The sequence below is a fragment of the Microcoleus sp. S13_C5 genome (assembly GCF_036700845.1).
Classification (GTDB): domain Bacteria; phylum Cyanobacteriota; class Cyanobacteriia; order Cyanobacteriales; family Microcoleaceae; genus Microcoleus.
On sequence record NZ_JAUBPR010000002.1, the window covers coordinates 29,218 to 50,306 of the forward strand.

Consider the following 21,089-nt stretch of genomic DNA (forward strand, 5'->3'; position numbering starts at 1 on the left):
ACATCAAATTATGTCTGACTCTCCTCCATCCCAAATCTCCCCAGAAGCTGCACCGGAAAGTGCTGCTACCGAAAACCGCAGTGCCAAAACTAGGCAACTGTTGGGCATGAAAGGGGCCGCTAGCGGGGAAACTTCTATCTGGAAGATTCGCTTGCAATTGATGAAACCGATTACCTGGATTCCCTTAATTTGGGGTGTGGTGTGCGGGGCGGCGTCTTCTGGAAACTATGTTTGGAACCTAGAGAATTTCTTGATCGCAGCAGCTTGTATGTTGATGTCAGGGCCGTTGCTGGCCGGGTACACTCAAACTTTGAACGATTTTTACGATCGCGACATCGACGCCATTAACGAGCCCTACCGTCCAATTCCCTCCGGTATCATCTCGATTCCCCAAGTAGTAACGCAAATTTTGGTATTATTAGCCGCTGGGATTGGGGTGGCTTATGCTTTAGACTTGTGGGCGGGTCATGAATTCCCGATAATGACTGTTTTGACTCTCGGCGGCGCGTTTCTAGCTTATATCTACTCTGCGCCCCCGCTGAAACTCAAGCAGAATGGCTGGTTGGGAAATTATGCCCTGGGTGCTAGCTACATTGCCCTGCCTTGGTGGGCTGGTCAAGCTTTGTTTGGTACACTAGATCCCACCATTATGATTTTGACCCTGTTTTACAGTTTGGCAGGGCTGGGAATTGCGATCGTCAACGATTTCAAAAGTGTCGAAGGCGATCGGCAATTAGGGTTAAAATCTTTGCCAGTGATGTTTGGCATCAGCACAGCAGCTTGGATTTGCGTGTTAATGATCGACATCTTTCAAGCTGGGATTGCAGGCTACCTGATCAGCATCCACCAAAACCTTTACGCTGTCATTCTGCTGCTGCTGATAATTCCCCAAATTACTTTTCAGGATATGTACTTTTTGCGTAATCCCCTGGAAAATGATGTTAAATATCAGGCAAGTGCTCAGCCTTTCCTGGTTTTGGGTATGCTGGTAGCAGCCTTGGCACTGGGTCATGCGAGTTAAGCAGAGTTTTGAGGTTTGAGTTAAAAAATTTTGAATTCAAAAAATCTAATTCACTTCTCAAAAAAATACCAAGCTCTGCAGCTTTAAGAAAAGTTTTGAATTAAGAGTTGTGAATTAAAAAGTTTTTAATTCAAAAAAACTAATTCAAGGCAGCGTGTTATTCAAGAAAAAATGTCGAATTAAAAATTAAGAATTTAAAAAGGCTAGCTTTTTTAAATTTTAATTTTTAATCGGACTTGATGAGGTTTGAAGGTCTGAACGTGGCAGAATTTTTCTCAAATATCAAAGATACATTGAGCAAAGTCACTAACGCAATAAGCGGTAATTCCGATCGAGAACCGCCGCAGGCTGCGAACGACAATAAGCTCAACTCGCCGGAATCCGAGGCGGAATTTTATACAGGGATAAGGGAGGAGCGATCGGAGTATGTGGTATCAGAAGATGGTGCGCCTCTAGAAGAGTTAGAATATTTAGACTCAGAATATTTAGATTCACAATATTTAGAGCCAGAATACGCTCGATATCCAATAGTCAAGCGCGATTGGGAAGGCTTGAAGCGCTTAATCGCTTGGTTGGAAATTGAACATCAAGTTACTAGCTTGCAAACCAAGGGAAAAGAATTGCTGCGGCCGGGATTAAGTTTGCGGGGAACTAAATCACCCCAAAAATTCGATAGTAGCGAATTTCGGGAAAATAGCGAATCGCAGAACACCCAACTGCAGATAAATACCGCTCTACAGGAAAATAGCGCACCGCAGGAAAATACTAAAAAACGGATCTCCCGCCGCCCTAGATTTTGGATAAGTTTAGGTGTTGCCAGTATAGGCGGGGGCGCTTTAATCTACGGTTTATGGATTTTGTACACTTTAGACAAAGGTTTGCCGGATGTTAACGATTTGTCTGCCTTTAACCGCGACGGGACACTGACAATTAAGGCGGCAGATAATACGATTTTGTTGCAGTCGGGGCCTGCAACTAGAGAGAAACTGAAACTTCAAGAAATTCCCGAACGGTTGGTTAAAGCTTTTATTGCCATAGAAGACCGCCGTTTTTATAAACATCACGGGGTGGATTATCAAGGTATTGTGCGATCGATTGTTTCTAATTTGATAGAAAGAGATTTAGTCCAAGGCGGCAGTACAATTACGCAACAATTGGCTCGCGTTGTTTTTCTCAATCAGGAAAGAAGTATTAGGCGGAAAGTCCGGGAAGCTCTTTTAGCTCAGAAAATAGAGCGAGAGTTGAGTAAAGACCAAGTTTTAGAACGGTATTTAAATCTGGTTTATTTGGGTTCGGATGCTTACGGGGTGGCAGATGCGGCTTGGGTTTTCTTTAGCAAAACAGTAGATAAATTAACTTTGGCAGAGATGGCAACTTTGGCGGGTTTGCCACCGGCACCGAGCGAATATTCGCCTTTGGTTAATCCCGATATGGCTAAGAAACGCCGCAATCTTGTGCTGCAACAAATGCAGGAAGCGAAGGTAATTACAGAGGCTGAGGCGAAGGATGCGATGGCGGAACCTATGGCCGTTAAACCAAGTGCGCCGAAGCGATTTAAAGTAGTCGCGCCTTATTTTGCTAGTTATATTCGGAAGGAATTGCCGCGCTATGTTTCTCAGGATGCTTTGGAATCTGGCGGTTTGACTGTTGAGACGACGGTGGATTTGAGGTGGCAGAAAATAGCGGAACAGGTTGTTAAAAATGCGATCGAAGTTGATGGCCGCAGTCAGGGTTTTGAACAGGCGGCTTTAGTTTCTATGGACACTAAAACTGGGGAAGTTAAGGCCCTGGTGGGCGGCGGAAATTTTAAGGACAGTCAGTTTAATCGTGCTACGCAGGCTTTGCGGCAGCCCGGATCAACGTTTAAAGGGTTGGTTTATGCCGCGGCGATAGGGGCTGGTTTTTCTCCCTATGACGGTTACGAAGACGAACCAATTATTATCGATGGCTATCAACCAAATAATTATGGCAAAAAATTTAGCGGTTGGCGATCGATGTCTGATGCTTTGACGCGTTCGGTGAATGTCGTAGCTGTGAAGGTGTTGATGGATGTGGGGTTTGAACCGGCTATCAAATTAGCCCACGATATGGGAATTAAGTCTAAATTGAGTCCTATTTATTCCTTGGCTTTGGGTTCTTCGGAGGTTAATTTGCTGGAGTTAACCAATGCTTACGGTACATTAGCATCGCAAGGGAATTTTATTGAAGCCCACGGAATTACTCGGGTGATTAATCAGCGGGGAGATGTGATTTATCAGGCTAATTTTAAACCGAAGCGGGTTTTGGATAAGGATAGTGCTGCGATTACTACTTGGATGTTGGAGGGCGTTGTGCAAGACGGTACGGGGGGACCTGCTGCTTTAAATGATCGCGCTGTAGCGGGCAAAACCGGTACTTCGGAAAATGTCAGGGATTTGTGGTTTATTGGTTACATTCCACAGGTTGTGACTGGGATTTGGCTGGGGAATGATGATAATTATCCCACTTGGGGAACTAGCGGTACGGCGGCATATAATTGGCGGGATTTTATGAGTCAAGCTGTTAAGGGAATGCCGGTTGAAAAGTTTCCGAAGTTGCCGAAGTTGGAGGGCCGCAAAGGCAGTATTAAGGCAAAACCGGTGCAGCCTCATAAGATTATTCGGGGGATGATTGTGAATGAGGATGGTGCGATCGTACCTTATAATCCTAATCCTCAACCCAAGTATTACCCACCGCAAGAGCCGGCTTATCAAGAACCGGCTTATCAAGAGCCTGCTTATCAAGAGCCTGCTTATCAAGAACCGAGATATTAAACTATCGGTTTGTAGTAAGGACTTTACTCCTTTTTCAATTGCTTTAGCCTCATCATAAAAAAGCCGTCCATCTGATGTCTGTGCGGCCAAACTTTTACCCATCCTTCCGGTGATGGTTGTACGGGTAAATCAATAGTTGGCGGTTCGATTTGCCAGTTAGGATTGCTGTCCAAGAACGATCGAATAACTGTTTCATTTTCCAAGGGATGAATTGTGCAAGTTGCATAAACTAATACGCCGCCGGGCTTGACAAATGTCGCTGCATTTGCTAACAATTCCGATTGCAGTTGAGATTGTTGTTGAATGTTTTCGGGCGTGTGGCGCCAGCGGGCGTCGGCGCGACGGTGGAGGGTTCCGAGGCCGGAACAAGGTGCGTCTAGTAAAACTCTGTCTGCGAGATTAACAAACTCTGGGAAATGGCGGCTGTCTCCGGTATGAATTTTAATGGATTTCATCTGGAGTCTGTCTGCATTTTCTTTAAGTTTTTTGAGTCTGCTGGCGGTTTTGTCGCAGGCATAAATTGTGCCTTCATCCTGCATTAATTCCGCGCTGTGGGTGGTTTTTCCCCCGGGCGCGGCGCAGGCGTCGATGATTGTTTCCCCTGGCTGGGGCCCTAGTAAATGGGTGACTAATTGAGCGCTGCTGTCTTGGATTGTCCACCAACCTTCACTGTATCCGGGGAGGTTTTGAATTGCGCCAATGGTGCCATTTAGTCTTAATGCTTGCGGCAAGTGTGGGATTCTGCTAACGCTGATATTTTGGGATTTGAAGGCAGCTTCGATTTGGGCGATCGAGCTTTTTAAGGGATTGATTCTCAGGTCAATTGTGGGGGATTGGTTGAACCATTCACAGAGTTGTTCAGTTTCGGTTTCGCCTATTTGTTCGATCCACAATTTTACCAGCCATTCGGGGAAGCTGTGCAGAATTCCTAGGCGTTCGACGGTTGATTTATAATTAGTAAATGTTAAGGGATTTAAGTCGTTATCTGTTAAACGGATGTATTGGCGCAACAAACCGTTGACAAAACTGCTGAGTCCTGAAAATCCGTTTTCTTTTGCTAGTTGAACAGTGGTGTTGACGGCGGCGGAGGGGGGAATTTGGTTGAGATATTCGAGTTGATATAACCCTAAATGTAGGATGGTGCGGAGTTCGGGCGGTTGTTGGGAGGATTTCTTTGTGGCTAGTTTGTCGATGATAAAGTCGATCGATCGCATTCTCCTGACGCTACCGTAAACTAATTCTGTCACTAAACGCCGATCGAGGTCGTTGAGTTGAGAATTGCTGAAAGCACGATCGAGTGCGGCATCTGCGAATGCACCGCGGCGGTGGACTTCGCGGAGTGCGAGAAAAGCTATTTGGCGGGGATTTGGCATTGGGAATTGTTGATATGTCAAGTTATTATAGGTGATTCAAATACCCGACGGTTGAAACCGCGTCTACACAGACAAAACTCGCCTTCGCTAGTTGAAGAAACCTAACGGTTTAAACCGCCGGTGGTCTCTAAAAGTTTCAAATTTCCTCTGGATTGATGCCCATTTCTCGCAATTTCTCGGATAGGCGATCGGCTTTTTGCTGTGCTAACTCTTTATCTTGCCGTTCTTGTTCCATTTGTTGCTGTGTTAGTTCCATTTGTCGCTGTGCTGATTCTTGTTGTCTTGACAACTCCACATAAGACAAAAACTTCTGTCCATCAGGCCGATAAATTTCCAAGTCTCCCGATTCAGTTTGAAAACGGATCTGCAAACGCGGACTCACCCAACCATCCATTAATTCAATATAGTTGAGTTTTCCATCAGAACGCAGCCAACCAATTAATTCATTATCCTCTGGACTGTAGACATAATATTCTTCGACTCCATAATCCTGGTAGAAATTAAACAGCTTAAACAGTGCTCCGATTCGATTTCCGGGCGAGAGGATTTCAAAGACTACTTGCGGGGCGATATTATCTTCAAGCCACTGTTGGTAGGAACCTCTGTAACCTTTCGGCCTGCCAAACACTACCATCGTATCAGGTGCTTGGCGAGTTTTGTTATCTCCTTCCACGGGATACCACAGCAAATCACCTGCTACAAAGACATTTTCGTTGTCTTTGTATAAGGCATCTATTCCACCTTGAATGGTGACAATTAGTTCAAACTGTTTGGTATTGTCTGACATGGGTTTGCCGTCGCTGTCTGGGTAGATGATTTCTGCTGAGGTTTTAGTTGGAATTGTTGCGGTCATGGGGATGAGTCCTTTACTAGTATCATCAATTTCTATTTTATACCTATTTTATAGGACTTACCCACGGGGCCCAGAAACCTGTTTTTTTTACGAAAATACTTGGTTCGTACTCGAAGATTAGGTAAAAAACCCGGTTTCTTTGTCGGAGTGCGTAAGCCTTGTTTTACTTATTCTGGTTTTGTTGACACCAATGGTTCTAATAAATTGCGTTCTTCTATGGCAAGTTCTAGCAAAACTCGTCTGTCGCCCTTTGTTTCCTTATAGCGGACAGCCGCATTCAGCAGGCGGATGGGAATTTTGAATTCTTCGTAGTTGCTGGTTGGTTCTTGCCATAATTCTAACCAAGTGCGTGCGGCTTTGTCGCTTACCATTTCTGACATTAGCGCGGGGATGCTTCGCACAATTGCCTGTCCTAAGATTGAGAGATATTTGTGTTTTTCATAAACGGCTATCAGGCTGGTGATGCGAGTTTGAGATATCGCTAGATCGTGCGTGTTGATGAATAGCTTGCGGATAATTAAATCGGCATCTTCAGAACTAACTTTATCGTCTGATTCAATGCGTTGGAATGCGTCGTCTAAGGCGGCGAGGCCTTCATCCCAACGATTTAATCCGAGAATGGCAATGGCGCGATTGAAGAATACAGGTGCACCTTCCTTACCAAGTTCGATTGCTTTGTCGCAAGATATTAAAGCTTCTTCATAGCGGTCGAGATTATCCAGCGTCCAGCCTCGGCTAAACCAAGCCCACTTATTATTGGGGTCAAGTTTGATCGCCAGATCGTAAGATTCTAAAGCTTCTTCATAGCGTTTGAGGTTGTTTAGTACATAGCCTCGCCTACGCCAAGCCCACTGATAATTGGCATCTAGTTCGATCGCCCTATCAAAGGATTCTAAAGCTTCTTCATAGCGTTTGAGCTTGTTGAGTATATTGCCTCGATTAGCCCAAGCCCACTGATAATTGGCATCTAGTTCGATCGCCCGATCGTAAGATACTAAGGCTTCTTCATAGCGTTTGAGGTTGTCGAGTACATCGCCTCGCTTAGCCCAATCCCACTTATCATTGGGGTCAAGTTTGATCGCCCGATCGTAAGATACTAAGGCTTCTTCATAGCGTTTGAGGTTGTTGAGTACATAGCTTCGCCACCTCCAAGCAGACTGATAATTGGCATCAAGTTCGATTGCCCGATCGTAAGATACTAAGGCTTCTTCATAACGTTTGAGTGTGTTTAGTAAAAAACCTCGAAGAAACCACGCCCACTTATAATTGGCATCAAGTTCGATCACCCGATCGTAAGATACTAAGGCTTCTTCATAACGTTTGAGTGTGTTTAGTAAAAAACCTCGAAGAAACCACGCCCACTTATAATTGGCATCAAGTTCGATCACCCGATCGTAAGATACTAAGGCTTCTTCATAGCGTTCGAGGTTTTCGAGTACATTACCTCTGTTAGACGACGCCCACTTATAATTGGCATCAAGTTCGATCGCCCGATCGTAAGATTCTAAGGCTTCTTCATAGCGTTCGAGGTTTTTGAGTACATAACCTCTGTTAGACCACGCCCACTTATAATTGGCATCAAGTTCGATCGCTTTATCTAAAAATACTAAGGCTTCATCATAGCGTTTGAGGTTGCCGAGTACATAGCCTCGATTCGCCCAAGCCCTCGCATAATTGGAGTCACTTTCAATAGCCTTATCTAAACATTCCAAAGCTTCATCGTAGCGTTCCAGGCTATTTAAACAGTGTCCCTTTTCTACCCAATCCCTTGCCTCGCCGCGACTTGCTACCAATTTTTCCGCATATGCTAAAGCAGAAACATCATCTTCTTGTTCGCGACAATATTTAATTTCATCAAAATAAGCCTTCAGACGCGGGTCTTCCTCATTTCTCTCAATAGCCTCAAGCGCCCGCGTATAATATTCTCGTTCCATCACAGCATCAGGTGGAATCGGTGTCCAACCTTGCCGATACATAAAATGACTTTCTTTCTCCGCCAAATCAACATCCGCCATCCTCAATCCCAATCGCTGCTGCAATTCTTTCCGCGTATACCAAACCCGAATAAAATCCACAATTAATCGAATCGGTTGATTTCGCTGCTTCTTTACCTCCAGACAAAAACGCATCAATGGTTCCCGCAATTCATACCACGATTCCCGTCCTATTTCCTCAGTTTTGACATAACCTTTATCTCGCAAATCTTTAAGTTGGCTAGATACAGTTCGCTGCTCGATAAAACAGCGTTTAGCAATTTCTTTTACTGGTGCGGCACCACCTCGATCGCACAAAAAGTCAACTATCTTTCGCTGCTGATTTGAGAGATATTTCATCCGATCCTGATAGTAGGGCGTGAGGCTATCCAGCATTTCCATGAACGGTTCTACCAATTTATCTAGCGATTCAGGAGTCATCAGAAAAGCCGAAAAAACAATATAGACGCGAGGACTGCCACCAGAAAGGTAATGCACAACTTTAATGCGATCGCGGCCGGTTGGAGTTTGAATAAAAGATGCTAAATCATTATTCCCTTCTAACTTAGCAATGTGATTTAATAAATCTACAGCATCATCGACCTTAAACTCATTTAATATATGTGAAGAGAAAAAACCATAAAAAGGATTATCATAGAGTTTGACTCCATCAAACAAACTTTGTGATGTTGCCAAAATTGTCAAAAATGAATAATTTTGAATGTATGCCCTCAACTGCTTCTGCCCGAAATCCCCCAACCCGCTAAACACGTCCTCTAAATTTTCGACAATCAACAACAGCACCCGCTTGCCAACAAAGTCTCTCAGTAATTCTGCCGCCTTAAATTCAGCTTGTTCCAGCGATAAATCATAAAGCTTTTCAACCTCATCATGTAACTGAGCTTGATATACTTCTGGATATTCTTTAGCAATTGCCCGGAATATTCCCCGCAATAAATCTAAAAAAGACGCAATCCCCCACTCCTCCTCCCTGAGCCACGCAATTAGCAATTTATCCTGCAAATCTTCCATCTTAGCAACGCGATGATAAATCAGTGAAACCAAGTGCGTTTTGCCAATGCCGCGCGGTCCAATTAGCAATTGAAAATGCTTGTTATCTGTTAGGGCGCTCACCTGAATTAGCTCTACTAAACGTTCTGCTAGTGTGTGACGTTGTACTAAGATAGCTTCCAGGGTTTCTGGTGCCATTAAGCTAGGAGTAAATCGAGAGATAAATGTATTTTTCATGGATTGATTCGGTTGGTTATTTAGTCCGCCAGGGAATGAATTCCCTGGCTAATAGCTAAAGTCCTCTGAAGAGGACTAATGAGTACAGTCCTGGACGCACTCCGACCACAGAAACTGAAGGGAGCAGGTTTTTCACCAAATCTGTGCGCTGTAACCAAGTATTATCGTAAAAAAAACGGTTTCTGACCACCCGTGCGTAAGTCCTAGAGTAGTTCTTCAGTCCTCTTCAGAGGACTTTAGCTTTGAGGCAGGGAATTCATTCCCTGTCGGACTGCCGGACTGTCGGACTGTCGGAGTTTCGGTTTAAAGTTAAGCCGGGGAACTAGGAGAATATCAACATCTCAAGGATTTCCAGTATTTTTGAATCAGCGGGTAGCGAAATTGAAATCCCAAATCACCCTTTTGGATATAATAATCCTGCTGCAAAAGCCTTAACACATCCCTCGCTATTTCCTTGTCTTGAGTTTCTGACTCTTGCTTGAGACGATTAAACAATTCATCAAATACCACAGGCTGGTCTGCAACTGCCAAAATATCCAGCAAATTCACAGCATAAAGATACTGCGAATCTTTATAATATGTCTTAATTCGATCGCCATAATGTTGCATCATCCACGGATTCAGGGGATCGTTCAAAGACTCAGCAATAATTGCTTTAATCGCTGGTATATCCACCAAGCCGCCGAGCTGTTTTACTTTAGCAATTATGTGGTGAATGTAGAACGGAATATAATTCACTTCGTCTGCGATAAAAACGGCTGTTCCTTGAATATCAGGTGTAGAAATGTTCTCACCTTCAAGCAACCGTCGGGCTAAATTAGTGGCAGTTGTAGGAGACAGTGGCGGCACATCTTGGACGTACATATCATTAGTAGGATCGTTCGCATAGCCAGATTTTTTGAGAGAACCAATGACATGATGCAAGCCAATTGAACCTGTATAAACCATTCTCACAGCAGGGTACATCTGGCGGATTGAGCGCAAAGTATCCAGCAATTCCATTGCCGATTCGTCGCCGATCTTACCGAGCATATACGGCACTTCATCCCAAAAAAAGATGATAGTGGGCTCTTGATTCTCTACCAAATCTGCGATCGTTTGAGTCAGCAATGCTTTCCAGTGAGGGGCGGCAATTTCGGGTAACTTGAAACCGCTAAATTCTGTACCTCCCAGTTGAGTTAGCAATGCGCGAGTCTTCTTAGCATTGCGGTTAAAACCTGTTAAATATTCTTCGACATCCTTAAAGACTGTCTCGACAAATTCTAAGGGCGATCGAACAAATTCTAAGTCATGATAAATAGGCAATTTGTTTGAGCGAGGCTCCGCGCACATCTTTTGAATTACCGAAGTTTTTCCCATCCTGCGCTCTGCACTCAAAATCAGGCTTTGCTGCTCTAACCTCTCCCACAAACCTGAAATTAGCTCACCCCTGCCGATGACTTCCGCCGGAGCAATTTTTCCCCCTGGATTCGCTTTCATATTCTCTCCTTAATTATATTTGTGAAATCTACTTTTTTTATTGTACGTCAAATTTGACGTATATCAGGAATCGACAGACAAAATCAATTAACTGGTTCCCCGGCTCTGCCTGGGAATCGATATCCAGAGGCTCTGCCTCCCGCGAGTCTAAGACTTGCGAGGCAGAGCCTCCAAATCTGCGTCGCAAGTCTTAGACTCGGAACAATAAAAAATATAAAAAATATTCCTTAAGACTTGTTACAATACACAAAACTTCATACTTTCCCCAACACTGGATGACCTTTTTCAACGCCTCCGAACCCCTAATCCGCTGCAAACAGGAACATCTCGACGTACAAGACCGCGCAGGCCTGTTGCAACTCCGCTGGCAAATTGGAAATATTACTCTTTTCTCAGGACTTTATACCCGCATCGACCAAACTTTTCTGCTTTGGGGCTTGGTGACAGGAGGGATTTTTTTTACGGCTCAGTTTTTCCCCATCAGTTGGAGCTTTCAGGCGATTCTGTGGTCAACTTTGACTTTAGTTGGCACTGCGGGAATGGCTGTTTTGACTTTGTTTTGGGTAAGAGTTGAGCGAGTTAGCTGGATTCTTTACTCTTGGGCGATTTTGATGATAACTGGTTTGGTTTTGACCGATTGCAGTATTTTTGCCGGTTGGGGAAGTTTGTTGCTGCACCTTTGCGATTTGTGGTTGGGGTTGAGCGCGATCGGCTATTTTTGTACGGGACTCGGTTTGCGATCGCGCACTTTTATCCTGATTGGACTAACTCATTTATTTAGCATCCCTCTATTAACTTTTGTTGCACCTTGGCAATATCTAACCACAGGAATAATTATGGCTGGCTGTTTGTTGTTATTGTCCGAATTGCAGTGGGATATGCGATCGCCGATCGACAATACTTTGCTAAGCGAAGAACAGAAAGAATTTAACCGAATTCAACAGCAAATGCGGCAGAGTGGCGCAATTATATCCAAATAAATCACAATTGTAAAGAATTCTGTACAATAGCCAACACTTTCCCCAAATCCCACACAATAGAAAGATACAGCATCAATAAAAAAACAAACTTTAACCAGAACAGGAGTTTTGCTGTTTGACTTGTGAATCGCCAACCTAAGGAGAACGGTGTCCGGGAGGCGACTGGCGAACAAATGCTGTACTTGCGACGATAAAAGTTAATTCGGGTTGACAGTAGTTGTGGAAATCAAAATGTGGTGCAGGGTTTTTACCGTTTCCCCTGCTTTGCAGTCTTCTCGGAGAGGCTAAACCCTCTACCAGAACAGCCTGAGGAGATTGGCACAAAATTCGACAGTTTGTCAGGCGGATTTTTGAGTCAGCGTGTTTAAGAAAATTGGGAAAATGCTCGCTTAGAGCTTTGCAGGACTTACGATTAAACAAGTCCTGCTTTATGATGGGAAATTTAAATTATGTTTTACTCGGGCGTGCGTTTTCGCAATATTTCCCTTACTTCCATTAAAATCTGGCCCAACATATTTTTGCCGCTGCCATCTTTACCGCAACCCCAATAGTAATCACTAGGAGAATTTTCGACTATTTCCTCATCGCCCGTAGCTAGTAAAATTTCTCTAATTTCGGGATGAGTTTCAAATTTGCGGAGTACGGCTTTTCTCATGATATCATCTTTTACTTTTTCCCAATCTTTGCGGAGGGGACGGGAGCGATCGCGTCCCATTTTTGCTGCATCTTTCGGTGTTTTTGCTTGGCGAATTTGGTCGCAGTGAACTGTTGCGAGAAACTTTTGTGCTTGAAAATAATGTTCGGTAGTTGCCCAATATTCTCCGTCTAAGTCGAATCCATGACTGGAAAAATTAGAAAAACAGCCGTATTCGCTGCGAGTGCTGTAGAAGTAGATTGTCATAATATTTTATTGCTAATGCAGGCTGTGTACTACGCACATTTTCCTGCTTATAATTAGGCCACAACATACAATTAGCAGTTGAGTTTATCACACATTTTTAGTAAAATGTCAAAAGTAAAATAAGTTTTTTTAACCCAATTCACTACTTATAACTAATCATGCACCTTCAAATTGAAACCTTCATTGTCCGCAAGCGGTTTGCCCTAACCATCAGCCGTGGTACAACAGCCCAAAGTACCAATTTATGGGTGAAGCTAGAACACGAAGGCATCGAAGGCTGGGGAGAAGCTTCGCCGTTTTCCACAGGTTCTCGGCCCCAAAGTACCGAAATTCTGCTAGCCGCATTGCAGGAAGTTGCACCGCTGCTAGAAAAGTTTACTCCGTTCGATCGCCAAAAAATCGAACAAGTATTAACAGAGGTCAACTTACCCTCAGCCGCCCGCGCTGGCATCGACATGGCAATGCACGACTGGCTGGGCAAAAAAGCAGGCTTGCCGCTGTGGAAAATGTGGGGATTAGATCGATCGCGCATCGTCCCCACCTCGGTCACAATCGGCATTAATTCGCCGGGGAGTGCAAGAGAAAGAGTGCGCGATTGGTTTGGTAAAGATGCGACAGATCCAGGAAGCATCAAATACCGCGCCGTTAAGGTTAAATTAGGAAATCCAGCCGGAATCGAAGCCGACAAAGATATGTTAATAGCAGTGCTAGACGAAGCACCAGCTAATATTAAAATCAGTGTAGATGCTAACGGCGGTTGGAGTTTAAAAGATGCAGCAGAGATGTGTCGCTGGCTGGAAAAATACCAGATAAATTATGTCGAACAGCCGCTTTCACCCCTCGCAGATATGGAGGAATTCTCAGAACTGTACCGTCAATCTCCTCTGCCAATTTTTGCTGATGAAAGTTGCTTTAATAGTTCCGATATACCAAAGTTAGCGCACTGCGTCCACGGCATCAATATTAAAATGATGAAGTCAGGCGGATTGACCGAAGCAATGCGGATGATTAATACAGCAAAAGCCTGCAATTTGCAAGTAATGTTCGGCTGCTATTCAGATAGCGCGATCGCAAATACAGCAGCAGCACAACTTTCACCGCTAGCTGATTATTTGGATTTGGACAGTCACTTAAATTTATTAGACGATCCTTTCATCGGTGCGATCGTTGAAAATGGGTGTTTGCTGCCAAACGAGCGATCGGGATTGGGAGTGCAGCGAATGGACATTGTAGAATAGAAGTATCGCTCAAGACAAATCTGGAGATACTATGATGCCAGTGGAATCAATAGGAGAGCAAATTGATAGAGAAGCCAAGCTTTTCTTTGAAGAACACAAGCCACCGACTGATTTAATTTTTGATGATGGTGCAGAAATGGAAAGCAACCGCCACCGTATAGCAATGACCGTTTTAATCCGTTCCTTAGAACAAGGTTTAGCTAACCGGAACGATTTTTTTGTCGGTGGCAATATGTTTATTTATTACAGCGCTAAACAGATTCGGAATCAGGATTTCCGAGGCCCGGATTTTTTCGCTGTGTTGGGTGTTGACAGCAATCCTTCCCGACAAGGCTGGGTAGTTTGGGAAGAAAACGGACGTTACCCGGATGTCATTGTGGAACTGCTGTCGCCGTCAACGGCAAATCAGGATACAGGTAAAAAAAAGGATATTTACGAGCAGGTTTTTAGAACTCCTGATTACTTTGTTTTCGATCCTTTCGATCCGAATTCTTTGCAAGGATGGCGTTTAGATGCCACCCTGCGTTATCAGCCGTTAGTGCCCAACGAGCGGGGTTGGTTGTGGTGCGAAACGTTAGGTTTTTGGTTGGGTACTTGGGAAGGAATTGTCGATCGAGAAACAGCGACTTGGGTGCGTTTTTTCGATGAATCTGGCAATTTAGTTTTGTTGCCGGAGGAAGCCGCTCAACAGCAAGCCGAAGCCGCTCAACAACAAGCCGAAGCCGCTCAACAGCAAGCGGAACAGGAACGCCAGCGAGCCTCGCGACTAGAGGCCAGATTGCGAGAATTGGGAGAAGATCCGAATGATCTTACCCTGAACCCAAATCACAGCTAACACCCAATCGATTTTAGATTTTAGATTTTAGATTTTAGATTTTAGATTGAAGCTAAAATCTAAAATCGCCCGTCTCAAAAGTGAACCAATGACTAAAAACTATCCGATCAAAAATGGTAAAGTTGCAATCCTGCTGCACGAGGGAATTCTCGGTTCTTCCGGCAAAACAGGTTTAGCATTTTTGCGCTACAGCGAAGCACAAATTGTAGCAGTAATAGACAGCCAATCTGCCGGACAATCTTTACCTGAATTAACTCGCCTTCCTCAACAAGTACCGATAGTTGCTTCGGTTGCAGAAGCACTGCAATTTGCGCCGGATATTCTGCTAATTGGTATCGCTCCTTCCGGCGGTGTTTTGCCTGCGGAATGGCTGCCAGAAATTAATCAAGCGGTAGCAGCAGGTTTGTCAGTTGTCAACGGTTTGCACGCAAAACTTGCACCTTTGATAACAGTTCCGTTAACCGAAAATCAATGGATTTGGGACGTGCGCCAGGAACCGAAATCTGTCGGTGCGATCGCCTCTGCTGCTGCTGCTCAATTAAGCTGCCGCCGCGTGTTAACTGTCGGCACAGATATGAGCGTTGGCAAAATGTCAACCAGTTTAGAACTCAATCGCATTTGCTTGCAGCGGGGTTTGCGTTCCAACTTTTTGGCAACCGGGCAAACGGGTTTAATGATCGGAAATGAAGGCCTTCCTTTGGATGCAGTGCGAGTTGATTTCGCGGCTGGTGCTGTCGAACAAATGGTGATAAAATTGGGTTCTGAATGCGATATTCTGCACGTAGAAGGGCAAGGTTCGCTATTGCATCCGGGTTCAACGGCGACTCTGCCGCTGCTGCGAGGTTCGCAGCCAACTCACTTAATTTTAGCGCACAGAGCCGGACAAGCTAACATTCGCAATCACCCGCACGTATCGATTCCAACTTTATCAAAAGTGGTCGAACTGTATGAAATGTTGGCCGCTGCTGCGGGTGCTTTTTCTGGGGGAAAAGTGAGCGCGATCGCCCTCAACACTCATCACTTAAATGAGGCAGATGCGCTGTTAGCAATAGCTGAAGTTCAAGCAGAAACGGGATTGCCTTGTACCGATCCGGTAAGGTTTGGTGCGGAGGTTTTGTGGGATGCGATCGACATTTGATATGCTACAATTAACACCAACCAGCAAATAGCTACATAAAACTATGACACAAAGCATTCAAGCAAAAACACTGACACTGCGCGATGTCAAAACAAAATTTAACTGCCAACTTGCAGAAGAGGAGCAATTCTTTCGGGAGTGGATTGACGATTTACCTGAAATTACTGATGAAGAAAAGCGATATTTAGACAAAGTAAAGGCTGGCTATGCTAACAGTGCCGACTACCCCATGATAGAAGATACCGTAAAAATGGTGGTACTGGCTCCCTTGCTATTTTTAGCAGATTTATACTTGAATCCCTTTCACATAGAAACAGAAAAATCAGTAGAACTCACCATTGAAGATGAAGATACAATTGTCAGGGGCAGCATTGATGTCCTGCTATTGCTGCAATCTTTTTGGGTAGTGGCGATCGAAGCCAAGCGAGCGCAATATTCTGTTGAAGCTGGACTTCCCCAGTTACTATTTTATATGCTGAATGACCCTAGTCCAGAACAAGTAACATTTGGGCTTCTGACCAATGGCAGCAGCTTTCGATTTATCAAAATGACCAAAGGAGAGACACCGCAGTATGCCGTCTCTCAACTTTTCGATATTGCGAATCCCGGAAACGAACTTTACGAAGTCTTTCGCATTTTGAAGCGGCTAGCGGGTATAATTTCTAGTAACACTTCTTCTACTTAAATACATAATATGGAACTAGATTCTGAAAGTAACAATAAATTTACTAAAGCTCACTTTGACTTTAACAATTTGCCCCAACTCACCAACCCTTGGCGACAGCTAAATCTGCAAGAAGTAGCTTTAGGTTTGATTCGCTTGCCTGCTGGCGATGGCTACACATTTACTCACAGCCACGCAGAACAAGAAGAAGTTTATATTGTAGTTGAAGGCAAAGGCCTGATGGTTGTAGATGGGGAACTATTGACACTTGAGGGCGGGGATATTGTGAGAGTTTCTCCCGCAGAAAATAGAGCATTAAAAGCTGCTGATAATACAGATTTATTTGTTATATGTACTGGAGGATTAGCCGCCGGTTATCCCAAGCAGCCCAACGCGCGCTATCTGATAGATGATGGAATTCCAGATTATGACGATGTTCCGCCTTGGTATGAGGGAAATGCCGAAATTGCCGAGAGAAATGCGCGGTTAAAAGAAAGGATGTTGAAAGCTCAATCCAAACGAGACAGTCAACAGGAATCACAATGAATGAAAGTTCTTTTTCGTTGCCACCACAATGCGCCACCCGCCCGGCTTGTGCTCAAGACATCAAATCAATTAGAATGTTAGTGTGGAGCGCCAAACTCGATCCTACTCAGTTGCGCTGGCAGCAATTCTGGGTGATAGAATGCAGCGGGGATTTGGTAGCTTGCGGACAGTTGCGGAACTTTACCGGCGCGCAAGAATTGGGCAGTTTGGTGGTGGCGAAAGATTGGCGCGATCGAGGTTTGGGAACTTACCTCGCAAAATATTTAATTCAACAAGCAACAGAACCGCTATATTTAGAATGTTTGGGAAAGCGACTCGCATCATTTTATACTCGCTTTGGCTTCCTAGAAGCTGCATGGCAAGAATTGCCGCAGTCGCTTAAATTAAAATTCGGCTTGTCTCAGTTAGCTAAAACTTTATTCAGAATTCCTGTAACAATTATGCAGTATCAAAAAATTTTTCTATAATTATGAGTTTTATGAATTTAAGATTGTGAATTTATGAATGGATTTTAAGTTCGACCTGTTCAATAATTGGATAACAGGGTGCGATCGATATCTGCGTGAATCTGCGTCAATCCCTTGTCATCTGCGGTTAAAAAATTCTCTTGTTTAGACCGCAGATACAGGCAGATAAACACAGATTAACGCAGATGAATTAGATCGAGTCCGGTTGCACGATCGGTGATTGTTGACTGTTGACTGGATTTTACGCCCGACGATGCTACCGGATTTGATATCAGTCTCGATCGCCTATGTTCTATGCCTAAGTAGGTAGGTACAAATCAACATCGCATGGGGAGGGCAGTGAGTGCCCTAGTAAAGTGGCTTAGATCGTATATCTGCGCGCTTGCGGGCCCGTAATGGCGCACAGGGTGTCACAAACTGGGTTTTTAGCCGTTTAGTGCGTAAGTCACGGACTAGATATTTATGGATATTCCGGATTGGGCGATTGAGACTGCGTAAGTTCATAATTCACCGTTTGCGGTAGTCCAGTTGGCTAAATTGGCACAGACAGTCGCCTGATATTTAGGCAAAAACCTTTGGAATACCGTTGTTTGCTGGTTTCTGAGTGTCATGTGCCAGTACCAGACTCGGGAAGTGGACTGGCGATCGCACCAAAGATATTGGACTCCTGGCAAATTAGTAAGTGTAAAGCAAGTGAGTCACAACCCAATCAAAAAGCTAAACCCAAAAATTCAACCCAAAAATAAAACATTTTCACAGCAGCAGTAATGCGGAATCAGACAATCTCTAATGTAGCTAACAACATCTACCCGTGAGGCAAATCCCACCAACTGCTCAACCCTAAAATCCTTAATTCAATGCCTCGGAATTACTGGATTTATACTCCCCGCAACCGCTTCTCAAATCCCTTCAACATTTCAAAAATTCTTTTCCTTTTATCCCGATAGAACGACGGAAGGTAAGAACAATGAAATATCAGGACAATAAATCAATCTTAACCGAGGAAATGCAGCCTCTCAAATAGCATAAACAGACAATTACACATCCATATATTTTAGCACAACAGGAGTAAATATCATGTTCAACGTAGTAAAAGCTTTCGGCTCGATTTTTTCCAACCAAGGATACAGCACAGCTAACAATATGCTGATCAGAAATTACGTCAACACGAATTTTAACTACTTCAACGAAGAAGCTGTCGTGGATGAATCTATTTACCCTAATCAAACAGGTCGCGTCCGCTTCCAAGGTAGCTGGTGGCCCGCACGGTGCGATCGCCAAATCACCCTCACACCGGGAGACACGGTTTATGTCATCGGCGTTGACAACATCACTCTGTTAGTTTCCCTGGCTCCTGCAGACTAAATCAGAGATTGAAATACAACGGCAACAAATAAATCTCAATCCGGGAAATGCAACCTATTAAATAGCATAAATAGGCGATTAAACTTCGATATATATTAGCACAAAAGGAGTCAGGAAAATGTTCAACGTAGTAAAAGCTTTCGGCTCGATTTTCTCCACCCAAGGATACAGCACAGCTAACAATATGCTAATCAGAAATTACGTCAACACCAGTTTTAACTACTTCAACGAAGAAGCTGTCGTGGATGAATCGATTTACCCGAATCAAACAGGTCGCGTCCGCTTCCAAGGTAGCTGGTGGCCCGCACGGTGCGATCGCCAAATCACTCTCACACCGGGAGACACGGTTTATGTCATCGGTGTTGACAACATCACTCTGTTAGTTTCTCTCGCTCCCGCAGACTAAATCAGAGCATGAACGACCAGGTAATCAATTTCAACCAGGAAATGCTACTTTTCAAAGAGTATAAATAGGCGATTAAACTTCGATATATATTAACACAAAAGGAGTCAGGAAAATGTTCAACGTAGTAAAAGCTTTCGGTTCTATTTTTTCTACTCACACCTACAGCACAGAAAAGAATATCTTAATGGATAACTACATCAACACGAATTTTAACTACTTCAACGAAGAAGCTGTTGTCGATGAATCTATTTACCCGAATCAAACAGGTCGCGTCCGCTTCCAAGGTAGCTGGTGGCCCGCACGGTGCGATCGCCAAATCACCCTGACACCGGGAGACACGGTTTATGTCATCGGCGTTGACAGCATCACTCTGTTAGTTTCCCTGGCTCCTGCAGACTAAACTAGAAAGTAATCTCAACTTTTTTACTGTCAGAACCCCGACTTATTCAAGAAGTCGGGGTTCTGACTATTCTGTTTTTTAGTGGCAATTTGGCGATCGCTTCGACTCAACACGTGATGCAAGAGAGCAAGATCTGCCTCTGTTTATTTGCCAGTAGAAATATGGCAGATCGCGCTACAATAAAATGGCATTTTTGAGAGCTTGTTTGTTGAGGCGATCGCCGAGTTGAGATTCGCTAGTTTCTCGGGTGACTGCTGCTTTTTCTGATGCTTTAGCGATCGGCGGTAGCGGTTCGAGGAGTTGGGCTTGAGCTTCCTTAATTGAAGGGTAATTTTCCGCCCAGGATGAAATCGCTTCTGAAAGGACATCGATCTCATCGGATAAGGGTTCAATTAGCTGGGCTAGTTCGGTTAATTGTTCGGCCCCGAAGAGCGATCGCTGCTGAGTTAATAGTTCGATAAATGAGTCGATCTTTTGTTCGGGGAGTGACATCGATTCCCGTTGGATTTTGTTAATTGTTTGCCGAACAAATTCGAGAGACAAATCTAATAATTGGGCGATCGTCTCTAAATTTATCCCCAACCCGATCGTGCGACGAATGGCTTCTAACTTCGCCTGCCGCTCACCTTGTTCGAGTCCTTCTTCTAAACCTTCTTGCTTGACTTCCTGGTAAAATCGAGTTTGTCTGAGTTCGCTTAAATTCAACATGGCGGCAATTTCCTCGCGGCTTTTCTGGGGGAGTTTGTAGACGATAATTGTTTCGATGAGGTTAATTAAATCGCGTAGAACGGTTGGATCGGATAACTGTTGTCGGGCCATTGCGATCGACTGCCGTGCTTGTTCTGCTGCTGTCTCTGCTGGCTCGATTACCAGTTTAACAACTTTCACTCCGAGCGATCGATCTGCGGCTTCTGGCAATTCATCGAGGTAAATCCGTTGGACGCGCTGGCTCGTTAAGAGTTCCTGAAATTGCAGCATCTGTTCGTGTTCGATGCGGCGATTGGGATAGATGACAACCACACGCCAAGGATTGAGGGGTTTGTATTGTCGCAGATAGAGAAAGAGTTCGCCAAAGATGCGGTAGTACAAGTCGGCATCGGGTTGAAACTGAACTTCAGCTAAGTAAAATGGTTTTTCAGGTTCTTCGGTTTTGGGGAGAAATAACCCGTCGATGCGGAATGCCAGTTGTTTGATTTCGCGGGAGGTGAATTCATAGGCGGTGGCTTCGTCTGGGGAACGATCGATCAGTTCAAAGAAGAAGCGGGGAAATTCCTGAAACAGGCTGTAGAAAATGGTGTCTGTTTTCATGAGTTGTCGATGCGAATCGAAGATGGGTACTATACCATGCCAAGATTGGTAAATGCGATCGCTCGATAGTTTGAGTAGCGATCGCATCCACTAATTTTTCAG

The 21,089-nt window shown here is 44.3% G+C and carries 18 protein-coding genes; 12 read left to right on the forward strand and 6 right to left on the reverse strand.

The annotated features are described in order from the left end of the window. The first annotated feature begins 10 nt into the window (after positions 1–10). Positions 11–1,021: a chlorophyll synthase ChlG gene (gene chlG, locus QUA04_RS01150; RefSeq protein ID WP_006633316.1), complete on the forward strand. Its 1,011-nt coding sequence runs from the start codon at positions 11–13 to the stop codon at positions 1,019–1,021. 239 nt (positions 1,022–1,260) lie between these two features. After that, positions 1,261–3,813, forward strand: a complete 2,553-nt coding sequence (locus QUA04_RS01155; protein WP_333252971.1) for a penicillin-binding protein 1A — start codon at positions 1,261–1,263, stop codon at positions 3,811–3,813. Positions 3,814–3,836: 23 nt separating this feature from the next. On the opposite strand, the gene QUA04_RS01160 is transcribed toward QUA04_RS01155, so the two are convergent. The 4 genes from QUA04_RS01160 to QUA04_RS01175 form a co-directional block, all read right to left on the reverse strand. Further along, entirely contained in the window at positions 3,837–5,186 is a 1,350-nt protein-coding gene (locus QUA04_RS01160) for a 16S rRNA (cytosine(967)-C(5))-methyltransferase (RefSeq protein ID WP_333252973.1), read from the reverse strand. A gap of 136 nt (positions 5,187–5,322) precedes the next feature. Beyond that, positions 5,323–6,039, reverse strand: a complete 717-nt coding sequence (locus QUA04_RS01165; RefSeq protein ID WP_333252975.1) for a Uma2 family endonuclease — start codon at positions 6,037–6,039, stop codon at positions 5,323–5,325. Positions 6,040–6,206: 167 nt separating this feature from the next. Beyond that, the gene (locus QUA04_RS01170; RefSeq protein ID WP_333252977.1) at positions 6,207–9,260 is read right to left on the reverse strand and encodes a tetratricopeptide repeat protein; all 3,054 of its coding nucleotides are present in this window, start codon (positions 9,258–9,260) and stop codon (positions 6,207–6,209) included. Between the two features lie 333 nt (positions 9,261–9,593). Further along, a complete protein-coding gene (locus tag QUA04_RS01175) occupies positions 9,594–10,739 on the reverse strand; it encodes a hypothetical protein (protein WP_333252979.1) in 1,146 nt (381 codons plus the stop codon). A 275-nt stretch (positions 10,740–11,014) separates the two neighbouring features. Here QUA04_RS01175 and QUA04_RS01180 point away from each other — a divergent pair, with 275 nt between their 5' ends. After that, a complete protein-coding gene (locus tag QUA04_RS01180; RefSeq protein ID WP_333252981.1) occupies positions 11,015–11,719 on the forward strand; it encodes a hypothetical protein in 705 nt (234 codons plus the stop codon). Positions 11,720–12,173: 454 nt separating this feature from the next. Here the strand turns inward: QUA04_RS01180 and QUA04_RS01185 are convergent, their stop codons facing one another. Next, entirely contained in the window at positions 12,174–12,620 is a 447-nt protein-coding gene (locus QUA04_RS01185) for an NADAR family protein (protein ID WP_333252983.1), read from the reverse strand. Between the two features lie 158 nt (positions 12,621–12,778). Between QUA04_RS01185 and QUA04_RS01190 the strand changes: the two genes are divergently transcribed. The 9 genes from QUA04_RS01190 (at position 12,779) to QUA04_RS01230 (ending at position 19,679) form a co-directional block, all read left to right on the forward strand. After that, positions 12,779–13,858, forward strand: a complete 1,080-nt coding sequence (locus QUA04_RS01190) for a dipeptide epimerase (RefSeq protein WP_333252985.1) — start codon at positions 12,779–12,781, stop codon at positions 13,856–13,858. 34 nt (positions 13,859–13,892) lie between these two features. After that, positions 13,893–14,693, forward strand: coding sequence for a Uma2 family endonuclease (locus tag QUA04_RS01195; RefSeq protein WP_333253098.1), 801 nt, complete (start codon positions 13,893–13,895; stop codon positions 14,691–14,693). An 88-nt stretch (positions 14,694–14,781) separates the two neighbouring features. After that, positions 14,782–15,831: a DUF1611 domain-containing protein gene (locus tag QUA04_RS01200; RefSeq protein WP_333252987.1), complete on the forward strand. Its 1,050-nt coding sequence runs from the start codon at positions 14,782–14,784 to the stop codon at positions 15,829–15,831. A gap of 43 nt (positions 15,832–15,874) precedes the next feature. Continuing rightward, positions 15,875–16,516, forward strand: coding sequence for a type I restriction endonuclease (locus QUA04_RS01205; protein ID WP_333252989.1), 642 nt, complete (start codon positions 15,875–15,877; stop codon positions 16,514–16,516). Positions 16,517–16,525: 9 nt separating this feature from the next. Then, a complete protein-coding gene (locus QUA04_RS01210) occupies positions 16,526–17,041 on the forward strand; it encodes a cupin domain-containing protein (RefSeq protein ID WP_333252991.1) in 516 nt (171 codons plus the stop codon). Next, positions 17,038–17,508 carry a GNAT family N-acetyltransferase gene (locus tag QUA04_RS01215; RefSeq protein ID WP_333252994.1) on the forward strand — a complete coding sequence of 157 codons (471 nt, stop codon included), beginning with the start codon at positions 17,038–17,040 and terminating at the stop codon, positions 17,506–17,508. Before QUA04_RS01210 ends, QUA04_RS01215 begins: the two co-directional genes overlap by 4 nt. Before the next feature lie 1,077 nt (positions 17,509–18,585). Continuing rightward, positions 18,586–18,873: an NfeD family protein gene (locus tag QUA04_RS01220; RefSeq protein ID WP_333252996.1), complete on the forward strand. Its 288-nt coding sequence runs from the start codon at positions 18,586–18,588 to the stop codon at positions 18,871–18,873. Positions 18,874–18,991: 118 nt separating this feature from the next. Continuing rightward, a complete protein-coding gene (locus tag QUA04_RS01225; protein WP_333252998.1) occupies positions 18,992–19,279 on the forward strand; it encodes an NfeD family protein in 288 nt (95 codons plus the stop codon). Between the two features lie 112 nt (positions 19,280–19,391). Next, the gene (locus QUA04_RS01230; RefSeq protein ID WP_333253000.1) at positions 19,392–19,679 is read left to right on the forward strand and encodes an NfeD family protein; all 288 of its coding nucleotides are present in this window, start codon (positions 19,392–19,394) and stop codon (positions 19,677–19,679) included. Positions 19,680–19,853: 174 nt separating this feature from the next. Here the strand turns inward: QUA04_RS01230 and QUA04_RS01235 are convergent, their stop codons facing one another. Beyond that, complete coding sequence (locus QUA04_RS01235; RefSeq protein WP_333253001.1) at positions 19,854–21,074, reverse strand: Rpn family recombination-promoting nuclease/putative transposase; 1,221 nt, start codon at positions 21,072–21,074, stop codon at positions 19,854–19,856. Positions 21,075–21,089: the final 15 nt, after the last annotated feature.